At 46.6% G+C, this 15731-nt stretch carries 13 protein-coding genes; 10 read left to right on the top strand and 3 right to left on the bottom strand.

What is annotated here, in order from left to right; genetic code table 11:
• On the top strand, positions 1-474 hold a 474-nt coding region (locus EOO50_RS14090; protein ID WP_290840920.1), incomplete at its 5' end, for an AraC family transcriptional regulator.
• 218 nt (positions 475-692) lie between these two features.
• The gene (locus EOO50_RS14085) at positions 693-1133 is read left to right on the top strand and encodes a hypothetical protein (RefSeq protein WP_290840919.1); all 441 of its coding nucleotides are present in this window, start codon (positions 693-695) and stop codon (positions 1131-1133) included.
• Between the two features lie 516 nt (positions 1134-1649).
• On the opposite strand, the gene EOO50_RS14080 is transcribed toward EOO50_RS14085, so the two are convergent.
• Positions 1650-2549 (bottom strand): DUF6607 family protein, encoded by a 900-nt coding sequence (locus EOO50_RS14080; protein ID WP_290840918.1) that lies wholly within the window; start codon positions 2547-2549, stop codon positions 1650-1652.
• A gap of 150 nt (positions 2550-2699) precedes the next feature.
• Here EOO50_RS14080 and EOO50_RS14075 point away from each other — a divergent pair, with 150 nt between their 5' ends.
• The 3 genes from EOO50_RS14075 (at position 2700) to EOO50_RS14065 (ending at position 7809) form a co-directional block, all read left to right on the top strand.
• Positions 2700-4820, top strand: coding sequence for a TonB-dependent receptor plug domain-containing protein (locus tag EOO50_RS14075; RefSeq protein ID WP_290840917.1), 2121 nt, complete (start codon positions 2700-2702; stop codon positions 4818-4820).
• 1 nt (position 4821) lies between these two features.
• Positions 4822-6222, top strand: a complete 1401-nt coding sequence (locus EOO50_RS14070; RefSeq protein WP_290840916.1) for an HmuY family protein — start codon at positions 4822-4824, stop codon at positions 6220-6222.
• A gap of 363 nt (positions 6223-6585) precedes the next feature.
• Positions 6586-7809, top strand: a complete 1224-nt coding sequence (locus EOO50_RS14065) for a T9SS type A sorting domain-containing protein (RefSeq protein ID WP_290840915.1) — start codon at positions 6586-6588, stop codon at positions 7807-7809.
• 133 nt (positions 7810-7942) lie between these two features.
• On the opposite strand, the gene EOO50_RS14060 is transcribed toward EOO50_RS14065, so the two are convergent.
• Positions 7943-8308, bottom strand: a complete 366-nt coding sequence (locus EOO50_RS14060; protein WP_290840914.1) for a CoA-binding protein — start codon at positions 8306-8308, stop codon at positions 7943-7945.
• Between the two features lie 265 nt (positions 8309-8573).
• Between EOO50_RS14060 and EOO50_RS14055 the strand changes: the two genes are divergently transcribed.
• Together EOO50_RS14055 and EOO50_RS14050 are read left to right on the top strand one after the other, a co-directional pair.
• The gene (locus tag EOO50_RS14055; protein ID WP_290840913.1) at positions 8574-9203 is read left to right on the top strand and encodes a MarC family NAAT transporter; all 630 of its coding nucleotides are present in this window, start codon (positions 8574-8576) and stop codon (positions 9201-9203) included.
• Between the two features lie 172 nt (positions 9204-9375).
• Positions 9376-9972 (top strand): hypothetical protein, encoded by a 597-nt coding sequence (locus tag EOO50_RS14050; protein WP_290840912.1) that lies wholly within the window; start codon positions 9376-9378, stop codon positions 9970-9972.
• A gap of 12 nt (positions 9973-9984) precedes the next feature.
• Here the strand turns inward: EOO50_RS14050 and EOO50_RS14045 are convergent, their stop codons facing one another.
• A complete protein-coding gene (locus EOO50_RS14045) occupies positions 9985-11487 on the bottom strand; it encodes a sodium:solute symporter (protein ID WP_290840911.1) in 1503 nt (500 codons plus the stop codon).
• A 277-nt stretch (positions 11488-11764) separates the two neighbouring features.
• Between EOO50_RS14045 and recR the strand changes: the two genes are divergently transcribed.
• The 3 genes from recR to EOO50_RS14030 all read left to right on the top strand — a co-directional run bounded on the left by recR (position 11765) and on the right by EOO50_RS14030 (position 15730).
• On the top strand, positions 11765-12385 hold the full coding sequence (gene recR, locus EOO50_RS14040) for a recombination mediator RecR (protein WP_290840910.1): 621 nt from the start codon (positions 11765-11767) through the stop codon (positions 12383-12385).
• Between the two features lie 74 nt (positions 12386-12459).
• Positions 12460-13248 (top strand): polysaccharide biosynthesis/export family protein, encoded by a 789-nt coding sequence (locus tag EOO50_RS14035; protein ID WP_290840909.1) that lies wholly within the window; start codon positions 12460-12462, stop codon positions 13246-13248.
• Positions 13249-13258: 10 nt separating this feature from the next.
• Positions 13259-15730 carry a tyrosine-protein kinase domain-containing protein gene (locus tag EOO50_RS14030; protein WP_290840908.1) on the top strand — a complete coding sequence of 824 codons (2472 nt, stop codon included), beginning with the start codon at positions 13259-13261 and terminating at the stop codon, positions 15728-15730.
• Position 15731 lies beyond the last annotated feature (1 nt).

Here is a 15731-nt window from a genome sequence, read left to right as displayed (position 1 = left end):
GGTCAATTAGGATCGGAATTGCTCAAACTGAAAGTTCGCGAGATCACGTTGCTGTTGCTCGAAAAGAAACCTGAATTGGCCAGTGTTTTGTTCGATTTCAACCAGCCCGGCAAAATCGTACTCAAGGATTTCATGCTGCGTAATTTCCACTTCAACGTCAGTGTCGAGCGTTTCGCGTTCCTTACGGGAAGAAGCCTTTCAGGTTTCAAACGCGATTTCGAATCGATTTTCGGAACATCTCCGAGGCGCTGGCTGCAACAGAAACGACTCGAAGAAGCACGTTTTATGATCGGGAGCGGAAGAAAACCGTCGGAAGTGTATGTCGACGTCGGTTTTGAGAATCTTTCGCACTTTTCATCGGCCTTCAAAAAAAGCATTTGGCGTACAACCATCGTCGTTTCGCAAGCCCTAAACATCAAAAAATCCAATTCGACGTTGGGAACGCAGATGTCGCAGATTGTATCAGATCTTTAATGGCTGGTTAATTTCGATTTTTAGATAACACGAATCTGTGAAATCTGTGATTCGAGCGCAACCGAACTGGCACAGACATCTGAATTATCGTTGCTTAAAAATTATCAATGTCGTGTCTTTTACGATCTCGCTATTTTAATTTCCACGGTTTTTATTATCTTTTGGAATCGTTTCGTTAACTGCAAGTTTGTCAAACATCATATCAAGAAATTTAAATTATGAAAAAAACACTATTCTTCTTTTCCCTTATTTTCTGCTTTACTTTATCCGCTCAAGGTTTCGAAAAAATTAAATTATTTGAAAGCGAAATTCCCTCAGGTTATAAATTGACAAACACAATGCAATGTATATCAATTCAAGCTTGTACTTTTTATAAGAATCCAGAAATGTATAGTGCGATAATTGGAAAACTAAAATCCAAAGACGTTCAGAATTTCGAAAACAAAAAAGACGGTGGAAGTATTATGTATTTTGAATTTGAAAAGAATTTCGAAATGGAAAGCTTTTTACAAAGTTTACTTTGGGGTGGAAAAAAAGCAACTAAAGAACATCCTGAACAAATACTTATAAAAGATAAAATAGTGATAATTTACTGTTTTCCTTTAGAAAGCAATTTGGCAGAAATATCTAAAAAGAAAGTAGAAACTGAGCTAAAATAAAACTGCAGTTAACCGCCACTCGCCGCTATTGCTGGCTCAGGTAAAAGAAAGTGCTTTTCCCTAAGCCATAAAACTAAGATTTTTTTTGCTTTGTTAAACTAAAAGAATCCTTTAGTTTTACTACTTTCCCGTTCGGTGGAGAGTACAATCTCTGTATCTCCGCAACAGCTGTGAAGTGGCCTAATTTTACGCGTGAGCGACACAAAAACTCCGTGCAAATCCGTGCAATCCGTGGCCAAAAAAAAAGCTTTTCAAAATAATCTCCGACTGATCCGCGCTAAAACTTTTGTATTATTTCTTGATGTAAAGAATGAGCGCATCGTCTAAATGTTTGCGCTCATTAAAAATCAACTGATCAACCCAAAACACAAAAAATCCGTGCAAATCCGTGCAATCCGTGGCCAAAAAAAGAACTTTCAAAATAATGTCCGACTAATCTGCTGTAAAAACAAAGTCCAAATCAAAAAAAAAGCGCCCCCAAAATCGAAGGCGCTTTTTTCATTCACAACTTTTGTATTATCTCTTGATGTACTTTTCAATAAGCGCATCAGTCTCTGATTTCGGTGTTGTCGCTTTCAAATCGAACAACGCCATGAACAACGATTGTCCTTCGATCTTCAAGGCAAGGTCCAGATTTTTGTTCTGTGCGAAAACCGTCGCCCATTTATCGCGAACGTTTTTCCACATCACTTTGTTGTCGGCCCAATATTTTCGGGCGCCCGCACATTTTGAATCGTCGACTTTCTTGTAGTAGTCGAAACCTTTTTCCTTGGCGACCAAAACGTCTTTGCCGTCAGCTCCGCGTTGGATTTTCACATTGTCCTGGTCGTGGATCCAACCGTCTTTCACGATTTCGTGCGTGTTTTTTCTATTCAACACATTGTAGTCGTTCCTGATCGTGTGCTCGCGTCTCGGCAGCGGAGCGTCGGTCACGTTCGTCCAGTAATGGCGGCCGTCGACGTGAATCCAAGTGGCCGTACCTTCATAACGCGGGCTGTCATCGACCTGGAAAACGCGCTGCGTCCATTGGCCTTTGACGTTGTCCTTCGGGACCGAAACGAACTTCCAGGAATTGTCTTTGTTGTATTCATAAAGACGCGTGTTCTCGAATTCCCAATCCTGGCGCCAGTGTTTCACGATCATCGTGTCGCTGACCTGAAGCAAGTGTTGCATCACGATCTTATTCGGGCTGTCTTCAACCAATTCCACCCATTCCAAGCCTTTTTCATACTTGGTCGGCGATGCTTTGTAGTCGTCATTTTTGGCGTATTTGAAGGTTTCGGCGAAGTTGAATTCAACTTCGTAACAGCCACACATCGATTTGATGGCTTTGATGTCTTCTTTCTTTTTGGCGTCTTGGGCGCTGACAGTCAGCGAAAAAAGTAGGGCGATTGCGGGTAAAAGTCCGTATTTCATGAGTTGTTTGTTTAATTACGATGCAAAAATAATTCTTTTTATTTAGAACAATTAAAAATAGTGATATATATTTGCAGCACAAATTTATCTATAATTAGTCTAAATAAACGCATTTTGTTCTGAAATGTGTCCGACAAAGTAAGCAACGCAATGCCAATCAATACATTAAGATTTTATTTTCTTTTACTCGTCGGATCGTCGGCAATCGCCCAGCAGGACACGATCGCGAAGCCTGAGCAACTTAAGGAAATCGTGATCACGGGCCAATACAATCCGCAGTCGGTTTCGAAATCGGTGTTCCAGGTCGAGGTGATTTCCAGGGCCGACATCGATCGCCAAGCCGGAAACAACCTAGCCGACTTGCTCAACCAAACACTCAACATTACCGTGATGCCGAGTTCGTCGACCGGAAAATCGTCTTTGCAGATGTTTGGCCTGAATTCAGCCTACGTCAAGATTTTGGTCGACAACGTTCCCGTGATCAATGACGAAGGCCTCGGAAATTACACCGACCTAACCCAGATCAACCTCGACGATATCCAACAGATCGAAATCGTGCGCGGATCGATGGGCGTCGAATACGGAGCCAACGCCGTCGCGGGAATCATCAACATCATCACCAAGAAAAGTTCGCGCTACAAATGGGAAATCACGCCGTACATCCAGGAAGAAACCATCGGAAAAGAATACAACGGGATCACGAAAGGCCGACACATACAATCGGTGCGGATCGGGCATAACTTCAACGAGAAATGGTACGCGTACGGCACGTTCACGGCCAATGATTTCGACGGCTTCCTGAACGACAAACAAGGTCGCGACTACATTCAGAACGATAGTTTGCGAGGGTACGAATGGTTGCCCAAAACGCAATTGCACGCGAAAGCGCACCTTGGATTCACGCCGAACAAAAAGCACCGGTTCTTCTATCGCTTCGAATTGTTCGACGAAACGACGAAATATTTCAACGATGTCGTGATGCCGAATTATAATCCCGCGACCGAAACCGACAATCCTGTCGCTGCCGACGACGTCTACACTTCCCAGCGTTTCGTGCATTTGCTTAACGGTTCGGGTCAATTTTCGAAAGGACTCACATACGACGTTTACGTTTCCTACCAACAGCAGACGCGCGATATCGAGAGTTTTTGGTACCGCATCCGATCGGGCGAGAAATACGACATCGAAAATTTCGAATACGAATCGCGCAAGGCCTGGTTCAGCAAAGGAAGTTTGAGCAATTTCCTCGACAGTGAGCTTATCGATTTCCAGGTCGGATATGAATTCAACGAGATCAAGGGTTACGCCGCTCCGATAGCCAACGTGTTCGAGGAAAGCATCGCGCGCAGCCTCGGAACCTACGACATTTACGGGTCGACCGAAATCAATATTTCCAAATCATTCTCAGTCCGTCCCGGAGCGCGCGGCCTGTTCTCGTCGAAATTCGACACGATGGCGGCACTTTCGTTGAGCGCGAGATACGATTTGGGAAGCGGTTACGAACTTCGCGGGATTTTCGGAACCTGCCCGAAGCTGCCGACCTACGAGGAATTGTACACGTATTTCGTAGATGTGAACCACGACGTCCGAGGCAATCCGAATTTGCTTCCTGAAACCGGGTTTTCGGCGTTCCTGCACCTGAACAAGGATTTCAAGGCGAGCGACAAACTCAACTTCGACACGAAATTCTCCATCTGGTATCTCGACGTGAGCGACCGCATCGAACTCATCGCGTTCCAGGACAGCGGGCTTTCGTACCAATACGGCAACATCGACGTATACCGAACCTACGGATCGTCGCTCACCACGGGAATGACATACGGAAATCTGGGTGTCAACGCGGGCGTTACGTTTTCGGGCGAAAGCAAGGTGATCAACAGCGCCGAGCTTTCGAACGACGATTACCTGCACAGTTTCCAACTCAATGCGAATGCGTCGTATCGCGTCCCGAAATGGAACACGACATTTTCGACCTACTACAAATACAACGGTCCCGAATACCAGTTCGTGACAAGCGAAGATATCAACGCCAACCCGATCATCGTGCGTGGAAAACGCGACGGTTTCGCGTCACTCGACGCGACGATCATGAAGAGTTTCAGCAAAGATCGTTTGCAGGTCACGCTTGGCGCCAGAAACATTACCGACGTCACGCGCATCAACACGAATGCCTTGCAAGGTGGCGCTCACGAAGGCGCGGCGACGTCCCAATTGCTTGGTTACGGGCGCTCGTATTTCTTGAAAGTATTGTACAGATTTAATTTCGGATGATATGAAAAAAATAATTACACTGTTTTGTCTGTTCGTCGCGGCCGCATTTTCAGGTTGCGAATCTGAGGAAACGATTCCTTCCCAGCCGTTCGTGGTGGCGTTTTCGAACCAATCGCACGATTATTCGAGAATCACCGCAAGCGAGACGATCAACCTTGAATTCTCGGAAACCGCGAAGGCCGACGGTTTCGTGACGATTCGGATCACACCGACGAACGCGACTTACGGTGTTGACTTCGCCGTGTCGTCGGAACCTGTGAACAACGAATTCATCGTGCCGATAAACGCAGGTTTGGGCGGTACTTCGTTCACGTTCACGAATTTGATTTTTCCGTTCGATTCAGACGAGAAGTCGGTGAAATTCGACATCGTCGCCATCGATTATCCCGACGATTCGAACATACAGGGATTTACGTCGACCGTGATCTCATTCGAGCGATCGTTGGGCGCGATCAGCGAACCGGCGCTTGGCGGACCGAACCAAGGCAATCAGGTCTATGTCGACTTGAGCACTGAAACAGCTACCGAAGTTTGGCGCGACAGCTGGGATTTGGGCTTCTACTCGGGCGATGAATTCCGCGTGGCGATCAACGGTTCGATCTACATGGCGGCGAAACAGCTCGACGGGATAGACATCGATGCCGTGACCGAGGCGAGTGTTTCGGCTTTGCAATCTCAAGTTACAATCGGGACTTTCGATCCGGCGAACGCGGCGTTCATCGACAATCCGAACGGGGCGATTGCGGGAACGGCTTTCCAGGAAGTCTCGTCGATCGACACTGACAATAAAGTGTATTTGGTGAATCTCGGCTACACCGTCGGAACTACTACGCCTGCAGCCGGAAGTGTTGCGATCGCCGGGAACCCGCGCGGTTGGAGAAAAGTCCGCGTGCTTCGCGACGGCGATAACTACAAATTGCAGTACGCCGAATTGAACAGCGCGACGCATCAGGAAATTACAATTTCGAAGAATGCGGCTTATAATTTCAGTTTTTTCAGTTTCAATACAAATTCGATCGTGAGCGTCGAACCTGAAAAAGGCAAATGGGATTTGAACTTTACGGTGTTCACGAACATTATCGATGGAGCAGGTTCGTACGGATATTCGGATTTCGTGCTCAACAACGTAAAGGCCGGTGTTTACGTGTACCGAGTGAATGTGGCCGCTGATGTGACGTATGAAAACTATGCGCTCGCGAATGTCGACGACAATAATTTCACGGCTGACCAACGCATCATCGGGGCCGATTGGCGCGACGTGTTCACCGGATCGGCCTATACGAACAGATTTTATGTGCTCAAAGACCTCGACGGAAATTATTACAAGATCAGGATGCTTGCGTTTTTGAGCCAGAATGGGGTTAGGGGTTATCCGAGGTTCGAGTATAGGTTGCTGCAGTGAAGACGAATGACGAAAGACGGGATGACGAAAGACGAAAGACAAATGACGAAAGACAAATGACGAATGACGAAAGACAAATGACGAAAGACAAATGACAAATGACGAATGACTGAACATCCGGAAGGCAGTAACTCAAATCAACAAATCAACAAATCAACAAATCAACAACAACCCAAACGCCCCACGCCAGAGATCAATTCAAATCAACAAATGAACAAATCAACAAAACCCCAAACGCCCCACGCCAGAGATCAATTCAAATCAACAAATCAACAAATCAACAAATCAACAAAAAACCAAACGTCCAACGCCAGAGAAAGCCCAACTAAACAACTAAACAATAACAAACACAATCCTTTAAAAATGAAAAAAACAATACTCTTAGCGGCAATGTCGCTTTTCGGAATGATCGCGACTGCGCAGACAGCAGGAACCGTGACAATGGGGCCGGCTTACGGCAATCAGGTGTATTACAAACTTGCGACCCAGGCGCAAAACGCATACCCGAATAACTCTTGGGATATCGCTTTTTACCGCGTGAGCGCAATGTCGATGGGCGTTCGTACCAATGAGGCTAAAGGAATTCTCACGTACGAAGTCGGTCCGAACAGCACTTGGTCAACGGTCGACGTTTCACAGGAAGCGAACTGGACATCGTTAAACAACAGCGATACGGCTTGGGAAGGCGCATTCGACCGAGGAACGGCGACGTACGGTTGGGGCGAATACAACGTCGTGACGCACCACGTGGTCGGAAGTGTGGTTTTCGTTCTGAAAACGGGCACTGCGTTCAAGAAGATCAAGATCGATGATTACTTCGGAGGCTACACGTTCACGTTTTCAGATTGGACGGGAACCGCTTGGACGGCTGATCAAACCGTTACCGTTGCCAACTCGGCAAGCGCTGATCGTTTCTACAACTATTATTCGTTCACTACGAACGGAACGGTAATCGCCGAGCCGATAAATACTGAGTGGGATTTGCTTTTCACGAAATACAACGCCGATTATTACGGAGACGGTTCCTTGTATTATCCCGTGACAGGCGTTTTGACGCACCCAACGGTACAAGTATCTGAAAATGTCGAACCCACAGGAATTCCGGCGAGCCCGACTATGGCGTATTCGACGAACATCAGCACGATCGGTTACGATTGGAAAACGTTCAACGGAACCGGCTACACGATCAACACCAACAAAGCGTTCTACGTGAAATTGGCGAATGGAACCGTATACCGTTTGGTATTCGCGACATTTGAAGGAAGCGCGACTGGCGTTATCACGTTCAATTACCAGGACGTCACATCGCTTTCGACCGAGGAATTGGGCAACAAAGTCACGTTCGCCGTGTACCCGAACCCGACACCGAACAAAAGAATCAGCATCGTATATGATGTTGTGGGAAGTTCCGACAAAAATACCGTGAGCATCTACAGTCTCACAGGAGCGAAAGTATACGACGCCCAACTCCCGGCCACAGGTTTCAGTAATAGCGAACTGGACTTGTCGAACTTGAATTCAGGTGTTTACATCTTGAAATTCCAGTCAGGCGAATACTCGACTACAAAGAAAATTGTGTTGCAGTAAGCATCATATTTATTTGGTTTGTTTTTTTGAAAGCCTTGGGAAACCGGGGCTTTTTTATTGGTGCAAAGTGCAAAGTGCAAGGTACAAAGTTCGGCACGCCCACTTTGCACTTTGCGCTTTGCACTTTGCACTTTCAATATTGATTTGTACTCAACATCACCAAAGTGCAAGCGACTTCAATCTCAATCCCGTTTTCACGCAGCAAAGCATACAAATCCGGATTTTCAGTTCCGGGGTTGAAGATGACACGTTTGGGTTTGAGGCCGATGATGTAGTCGTAATACGGAACCTGATTTCGCGGATTCAGATAAAGCGTAACCGTGTCGACATCGGCAAACGGCGCCTGCGTAGTCAATATATCGATGCCCGCGACTTTCGCTTCCTTGAGTCCGACAGCAACCGTGGGATGATCGCGTCGGACGAGACTATTTATAGCGAGATAGGAATACCGCATCGGATTTTCGGACGCGCCGAGGACAAGGGTTTTTTTCTGTTTCATGGTGGTTTTGTTTTTGACTAATGACTAATGATGAAAGACTAATGATGAAAGACTAATGATTAAGGACTTTTGTATTGTCTCTGGCGAACAACGAATCATTTGCCATTCGTCAATTATCAATTGTCAATTACCACTCGTCGCAATCTCCTAAAATTACTATCTTTATAATAACCGATGTCTTAACACCAACATAAATTTCCCCCAAATCAGTTGACTTGAAATTAACATCGAACCCAAGGTCAGCCATTAACTTCGCACAAAAAACATGGAGCTTTTCATTTACTTATTCGCCGCGCTCTTCTCGGTTTTGAACCCGATTGGAACCGTCCCGATTTTCGTCGGACTAACCCAGGACGATGACAAAAAAGAACGGTCGCGTATTTCGCTCTGGACCGGAATCGACGTGTTTATTATTTTGATAATCGCGTATTTCATCGGGCAATATGTGCTTTCGTTTTTTGGGATCAGCCTCGATGCTTTGCGAATTGCGGGCGGAATGATCATAGCGAGTTCAGGTTTCAACTTGTTGTCGGGGAATTTCAGCAAGCGCCGCGGCATCAACAAACGTGTCGAAAACGAGGTCCAGAACAGGAATGATATCGCGCTTACGCCGTTGGCAATGCCGATGCTCGCAGGTCCGGGTTCGATTTCGCTTCTCATCGCATTCTATCAGGAACACCACGAGACGACCGAAATGATCGTTGCGGTTCTCGCGATGGCGGCGATTTCACTTGTCATTTTCCTGATCTTGCGCAGCGCCCATTATCTGTCGCGCATTTTGGGAGCGTCGGGAATCGTGGCGATTTCGAGGATCGTCGGATTTATCGTAATCGCGATCGGGGTTCAGTATATCGTGACGGCGACCGTTAGTATAATCAGGCAGTATTTGATGTGAGTTTCGGGCGAGAGAGCGGTTTTACACCTGCATTGACTTGTTCAAAAAGACCCTGACAGGGTAAAATAAAATAATCGCTTTTGCGTCAAAACACTTTTCACGTAAAAAAGCCTAAATTTTCATTACCCTAATTTTTGTCATTCTTCCGAAAAATATATCCCGTTCAAGACAAATGAAAACATTCCTCGCTGCTTTCGTCGTAACCGCAATTTCATGGTCCTGTTCGCTGCCAAGTTCTTCATTCGAAAAACCGAAACAAACCGGCGTTGATTTTTCAAACGGAAGATGGCTGCTCTATAATTTAGACGTGCCGACCGACCAAATCCAAAAGCTCGAAAATAAGGTGGTCAACGATTTCTCGAAAATACTCGACGGCCGTTTTACCTATTGTCCGAATTCAAAAGGCCTTCTCATCGCACAAAAAATCCCGATGCAACCTGACAAAGCCGTTATCAGAACAATCAAAAAAGGAATGGATTACGATTATTTCATCAATATAAAAGCCCAAAGAATTACCAACGATCTGGGTTCGGTAAGTTCAAAGCAAGTCAGTCCTTACGCAGGCGAATCGAGCAATTCGGGTTATGTGGAAATGGAAATTTACGATCTCAACTCTGAAAGTATAATCTACTCCCAAAAAGTAATTTCGAGCGTCACGCGATCCAAAAGCGACGACAAGGTCCATTTCTCTAAATCATCGTATCAACTTTTAATGACCGCTTACAATAAGGTTTTCAATGATCTCAAGCGAAAATCGATATTGAAGTAATCGCCGATTCGGTCAGAAACGCGTATTCTCAGTCGCGGGTTTTGAAATCAACAACAATCCAAGAAACGTCAAACCGCCGTTCACGATGATCAATTCCTCAGCGAATTGGTAATTACCGAACAATTCGGTCGAGTAGGAGCTGATGATAAACGTAACCAAAGGCGCGATGAAACACACGAACGGCACGAAAATTCCCTTGACGGTTTTGGTCTTCATGAAAAGCCCGAACGAGTACAAACCAAGCAATGGTCCATACGTGTAAGCCGCGACCTTGAAAATCAAACTCACGACCGCATCGCTGTTGAGTGCATAAATCACGACAATCACGAAGAACATCAAGATTGAAAAACCGATGTGGACCGCATGACGTGTTTTTACCATTTTAGGATTGTTCGGATCGGCCGACTTATCCATGTTCAGGAAGTCGACGCAAAACGAAGTCGTGAGCGCTGTCAACGCCGAATCGGTAGTCGCGAAAGTCGCAGCCGTCAATCCGAGCAAGAAAACCACGCCCGGTATCAAAGCCAGATGGTTGAACGCGATTTCAGGAAACAACAAGTCGGTTCTTGGATTTCCGGTGACCTGATCGAGCGGAATCGCGATCCCGTTCTTTTCAGCGTACATATACAAAAGTGCGCCGACGCTAAGGAAAAACAGATTGATCAGCACGAAAATCCCCGTGAACGTGAACATGTTTTTCTGCGCTTCGCCGATGTTCGCACAACTCAGGTTTTTCTGCATCAAATCCTGATCGAGCCCGACCATTGCGATCGTCACGAAGATTCCGCCCACGATCTGCTTGACCCAATAATTGCTTTTTAGCCAATCCTCATAGAAGAAAATCTTTGAATAATTGCTGGTTTTCACGGCCTCGAACGCCTGCGGGATGTCGTAGTCCAGACTGTCGCAGATGAAGTAGATCGTCAGGAACACCGACGACACCAAGAATACAGTCTGCAACGTATCGGTGATGATTATCGTCTTGAGCCCGCCGCGATACGTATACGCGAAAATCAATCCGAGCGAGATTAAAACGGTCGCCCAAAACGGCACCTTGAAATCGTCGAATACGAACCGCTGCAGCACGATCACGACCAGATACAAACGCGCCGCCGACCCGATCGTTCGTGAAATCAGGAAGATAAACGCCGCGGTTTTGTACGAAACGTAACCCAATCGCTGCTCGATATATCCATAGATCGACGTCAGGTTCATGCGATAATACAACGGAAGCAACACCTTGGCGATCAAGATAAACCCGATCGCATTCCCGATGACGAACTGGAAATACTTGAACTGTATATCGGGTGAACCGACCTGTCCCGGAACTGATATAAAAGTCACGCCCGAAAGCGCCGTCCCGATCATCCCAAACGCCACCAGATACCATTTCGAATTCTTGTTCGCCTTGAAAAACGCGTCATTGCCGCCGTCTTTCTTGCTTACGAAATGCGAGATCGAGAACAGGATGCCGAAGTAGATCAGCATCAGGATTAGGATGAAGGTTGATGACATTTGGAGTAATTTGTTTCGAAAGTACGGATTTTTTTGGGACGCGCTGCGCTTTGGACACGCCCTGCGAGCTTTAGACGCGCTACGCTTTGGATTTGGACTTTAATCGCTGCGCTCATGGCTGGGTGTTGTTATTGATCAGCGATTTTTCTTGCTTGGAAGTTTTGACAGTCTTTTTAAAAAACGATTCACCAAACCACCGAAAACGGTTCAAAAGCGCAGCGTGTCCAACCGTCCAAAATCCAAAGCGTAGCGTGTCTAAATTCACTAAATTTGCTGCATGGAATTCCCCTCAAAACTCCTCGAACGTGCCGTAAACGAAATCTCCCAACTTCCGGGTATCGGCAAACGCACGGCATTGCGCCTGGTTTTGCACTTGCTCAAGCAACCCAAAGAGCAAACGGCTTTTTTGTCGGAAGCGCTGATGTCATTGCGAACCGACATCCGATTCTGCGAAAACTGCCATAATATTTCCGACCACGAAATCTGTGAGATCTGTTCCGACGCAAAGCGGAATAGGACCGTGATTTGCGTCGTCGAAGATATTCGGGACGTGATGGCGATCGAGAATACGGGACAATTCCGCGGTTTGTATCATGTTTTGGGCGGAAAAATTTCTCCGGTCGACGGCATCGGCCCAAGCCAGCTCAATATCAGTACGCTTGTCGAGAAAGTGAAATCGGGTGGCGTCGAGGAGCTTATCTTCGCGCTTTCGCCCACGATGGAAGGCGATACGACGAATTTTTACATCTATCGACAGATCCGCGACTTCGACATCGTAACATCGACCATAGCACGCGGCATCGCAGTGGGCGACGAGCTCGAATACGCCGACGAGATTACGCTCGGAAGAAGTATTCTGCAACGCGTCCCGTTCGAGAATTCGCTCAGGAACAATTAGTCGGAGAATAATGCGTTAGTATGCATAGTTTAAAAAATGAAAAACTATATTTGTCTGCTAAATTTTGCAAACGGATGAAGAGGCTCCCGGTTTATTTTCTTTTACTCATAGGCTTATTGTTCACTTCCTGTATCCCGACAAAGGACCTGATTTACCTTCAGGGCGATGAAAACCAGTCTACACAGGCTGTGAATCCTGTTTCTACAAAGCCATATCGCTTGCAAACCAATGACATCTTAAGTGTGTCGATCAAGGCTATCGATCCCAAATTGGTACAGGCTTTCAACCCGACGAATGCTGGAATTGAGAGCGCAAAAGGTGAACAATCGTTGTATTTCGACGGTTACACGGTAGATGATCACGGCAATATCAGGATGCCGATGCTGAACGAGGTGAACGTACTTGGCTTCACCGTTGAAGAGGCGCGACAAAAAATAGAAAAAAGGTTGCTTGAGGAGTTTTTTACGGCCGATGCCAATATTTTCGTGAGCGTGAAACTGTCAGGCTTCCGATACACGATAAACGGCGAAGTAAACTCGCCCGGCACCAAGACTTTGTTCCAGGAAAAAGTAAACATCATGGAAGCAATCGCGAATTCAGGCGATATTACGATCACCGGAGACCGCAAAGATGTAGTGGTGATCAGGCAAATGCCTTCGGGAACTGAAATGCACAGCATCAACCTGCTCGACCGGAATTCCATGCAATCGCCTTATTACTATTTGCAGCCCAACGATTATATTTACGTGAAACCGCTTCCGCAAAAGACATTGGGAACAGGAACGACGTTGGTGCAATCGCTTACCACAATCATTTCGGTGCTGTCATTGCTCACGACGGCCACCATATTGCTAACGAGATAGAGGTCCGAAGATGCTTGATACAAAAGATTTTTCGTTATTTGAAGGTCGTGAAGGCTTCGATTTCAAGGGTTTCCTTGTCAAGACCGCCAGCTACTGGAAGTGGTTCCTGTTGAGTTTTGCCGTCGCATTTTTCATCGCTTATCAGGTCAATATCAGGAAAGAGAAAGTATATGCTATGGAAACCACCATAGCCATGAAAGAAGAAAACAATCAACTGTTTACTTCCAACACCAGCCTGGTTTTCAACTGGGGCGGCGTTTCAGATGAGGTTCAGGGAATCGCCTACGCCATCAAATCGCGTTCGCATAACGAGGTCGTCGTCGAAAAACTGGAGTACTACATCGATTATCTGTTGCAACACAAATATTACCTTCAGGACGTGTACGGCGAAGTTCCGTTTCGGGTCGTTCTTGACAAAGATGAAGGTCAGCTTTTCGGAAGCCTCATAACCATAAAATTCGTAAGTCCTGCCGTTTACGAAATTCGCCATACGTTCACGGGCAATTCGGTGCCGTTGGTCCATTATGTCGATAATTCACTTTCAGTAGCGAACGTGGCGCCGGGTGAATTCGTCAAACGCTACAAGGTCGGCCAACCGGTGGATTTGCCTTTCCTGCATTTCAGGGTAGAACTCAACGATCTTCCAAACGATTACATTAATAAGGAATACTTCATCCGATTCAATGACTTCAACCAGACCGTCGGGCGATATCAGGGAATCAAAGCCGAGGTGAACGACAAAACAGGCTCCGTAATCACACTTAGCCTTCAGGGAACCAATAAGGCGCGCATGGTGAACTATCTCAACACGACGGTTCAGACACTTATCGATTCACAGCTTGAGCGCAAGAACAAATTTGCGAGCAACACGATCCGATTCATCGACAGTACTCTTGCGGCGCTCGATCGCGATCTCAAGGATTCTGAAGGCGCGATCCGGGATTTCTCACGAGGGAAAGACCTGAACGCGATTGAAGAAGGAGGCGCAAAATTCTCGGAACAGCTCGAAGGGTTCGATTTGCAAAAAGACAATGCGCAACGCAAAATCGCCTACCTGAACTCGCTTCGGACGTATTTGAACCGAAGTACCGACTTTTCCAAATTACCCGCACCGGCCGTCTACGGAATAGATGATCCGAACATCACCGTGAATGTCTCGAAACTCATCGCGCTATCGGTAGAACGGTCGTCCCGATCCTATGCGGTCAAGAACGACAAGCTTTTCCGGGATTTCGACCGCGACATGGAGGCCGTAAAGCGCGTGCTTCTTGAAAACATCGTGTCGGCGAAAGCGTCTGCACAATATGATTTGAATCTCGTCGAGGCGAAATTGGGTCAGGTCCAAAGTTCGATCAACCAGTTGCCCGAGAGTAAGCAGGAATATTTACGCCTCAAGCGCAAATTCGATCTTAGCGACAATATCATAAACGCGTTCATGGCCAAGCGCAACGAGGCAGCGATCGTGATGAAATCGAATTTGTCCGACATCCATTTTATCGATCCAGCCAAAGATGTAGGCAAAGGTCTGGTTGGTCCGAATACGAGCGTGAATTATGTTATGGCGGCGTTTCTTGGTTTTTTGGTTCCGCTCATGTTCGTCTTCGCGATCTTCTTCCTCGAAAATACGATCCTCAACACCGAGGATATCACAAAACTCACCAAGATTCCGCTTATCGGCGTCGTGGGAATAAAGCATACAAAGTCGAACCTGTCGGTATTTGAAAAACCCAAGTCGGCGTTGGCCGAATCATTCCGCGCCATCCGTTCGTCCCTTCAATTCCTGTACAAGAAAAAAGGAGATACGAGCCTGGGCGGGAAGTCACTCATGCTTACGTCGTCGATCAGTGGCGAAGGCAAGACGTTCTGCTCGATAAACATCGCGACGGTTTTCGCACTCAGCGAGAAAAAGACGGTTATCGTGGGCCTCGATTTGCGCAAGCCTAAGATTTTCGACGATTTCAAGATCAGGAACGACATCGGCGTCGTGAATTTCCTCATCGGACAAAAAACGATGGACGAAGTCATCCAAAATACGCATGTCCCGTTTCTTGACGTCGTTACATCGGGTCCGATTCCGCCAAATCCGTCAGAACTCATCATTAGCGAGGCCATGCACGAATTCATGACCCAGCTCAAATTGAAATACGATTACATCATTTTCGATACGCCGCCTGTCGGTTTGGTTTCAGACGCACTTGAGTTGGCTCAATACGCCGATGTCACGCTGTACATCATGCGCCAGAATTACACCAAAAAGGAAATGGTGATGCTATTGAACAACCGCTTCAAACGCGGCGAGATCAGCAACGTGAGCATCGTCTTCAACGGATACGAGAACAAGGCGAAGTACGGTTCGGGTTATGGTTACGGCTATGGCTACGGTTACAACTACGCGAATTACTCGGAAGGATATCACGAAGACGATCGTCCGCCCGGAATCTTCAAACGCATTTTGAACCTGTTTTCAGGTAACAAAAAATAAT

The sequence above is a fragment of the Flavobacterium sp. genome, assembly GCF_004211145.1.
Taxonomy (GTDB): Bacteria; Bacteroidota; Bacteroidia; order Flavobacteriales; family Flavobacteriaceae; genus Flavobacterium.
Note: the sequence above shows the minus strand (reverse complement) of the source record. Positions and strands in the feature narration are given on the sequence as shown.

Excerpts from the sequence above, each read along its gene's own strand:
- EOO50_RS14055 (WP_290840913.1), top strand. The coding sequence starts at position 8,574 with ATGGAGCTTTTCATTTACTTATTCGCCGCGCTCTTCTCGGTTTTGAAC.
- recR (WP_290840910.1), top strand. The coding sequence starts at position 11,765 with ATGGAATTCCCCTCAAAACTCCTCGAACGTGCCGTAAACGAAATCTCC.
- EOO50_RS14060 (WP_290840914.1), bottom strand. The coding sequence starts at position 8,308 with ATGAAACAGAAAAAAACCCTTGTCCTCGGCGCGTCCGAAAATCCGATG.
- EOO50_RS14080 (WP_290840918.1), bottom strand. The coding sequence starts at position 2,549 with ATGAAATACGGACTTTTACCCGCAATCGCCCTACTTTTTTCGCTGACT.
- EOO50_RS14035 (WP_290840909.1), top strand. The coding sequence starts at position 12,460 with ATGAAGAGGCTCCCGGTTTATTTTCTTTTACTCATAGGCTTATTGTTC.
- EOO50_RS14085 (WP_290840919.1), top strand. The coding sequence starts at position 693 with ATGAAAAAAACACTATTCTTCTTTTCCCTTATTTTCTGCTTTACTTTA.
- EOO50_RS14065 (WP_290840915.1), top strand. The coding sequence starts at position 6,586 with ATGAAAAAAACAATACTCTTAGCGGCAATGTCGCTTTTCGGAATGATC.
- EOO50_RS14075 (WP_290840917.1), top strand. The coding sequence starts at position 2,700 with ATGCCAATCAATACATTAAGATTTTATTTTCTTTTACTCGTCGGATCG.
- EOO50_RS14030 (WP_290840908.1), top strand. The coding sequence starts at position 13,259 with ATGCTTGATACAAAAGATTTTTCGTTATTTGAAGGTCGTGAAGGCTTC.
- EOO50_RS14050 (WP_290840912.1), top strand. The coding sequence starts at position 9,376 with ATGAAAACATTCCTCGCTGCTTTCGTCGTAACCGCAATTTCATGGTCC.
- EOO50_RS14045 (WP_290840911.1), bottom strand. The coding sequence starts at position 11,487 with ATGTCATCAACCTTCATCCTAATCCTGATGCTGATCTACTTCGGCATC.
- EOO50_RS14070 (WP_290840916.1), top strand. The coding sequence starts at position 4,822 with ATGAAAAAAATAATTACACTGTTTTGTCTGTTCGTCGCGGCCGCATTT.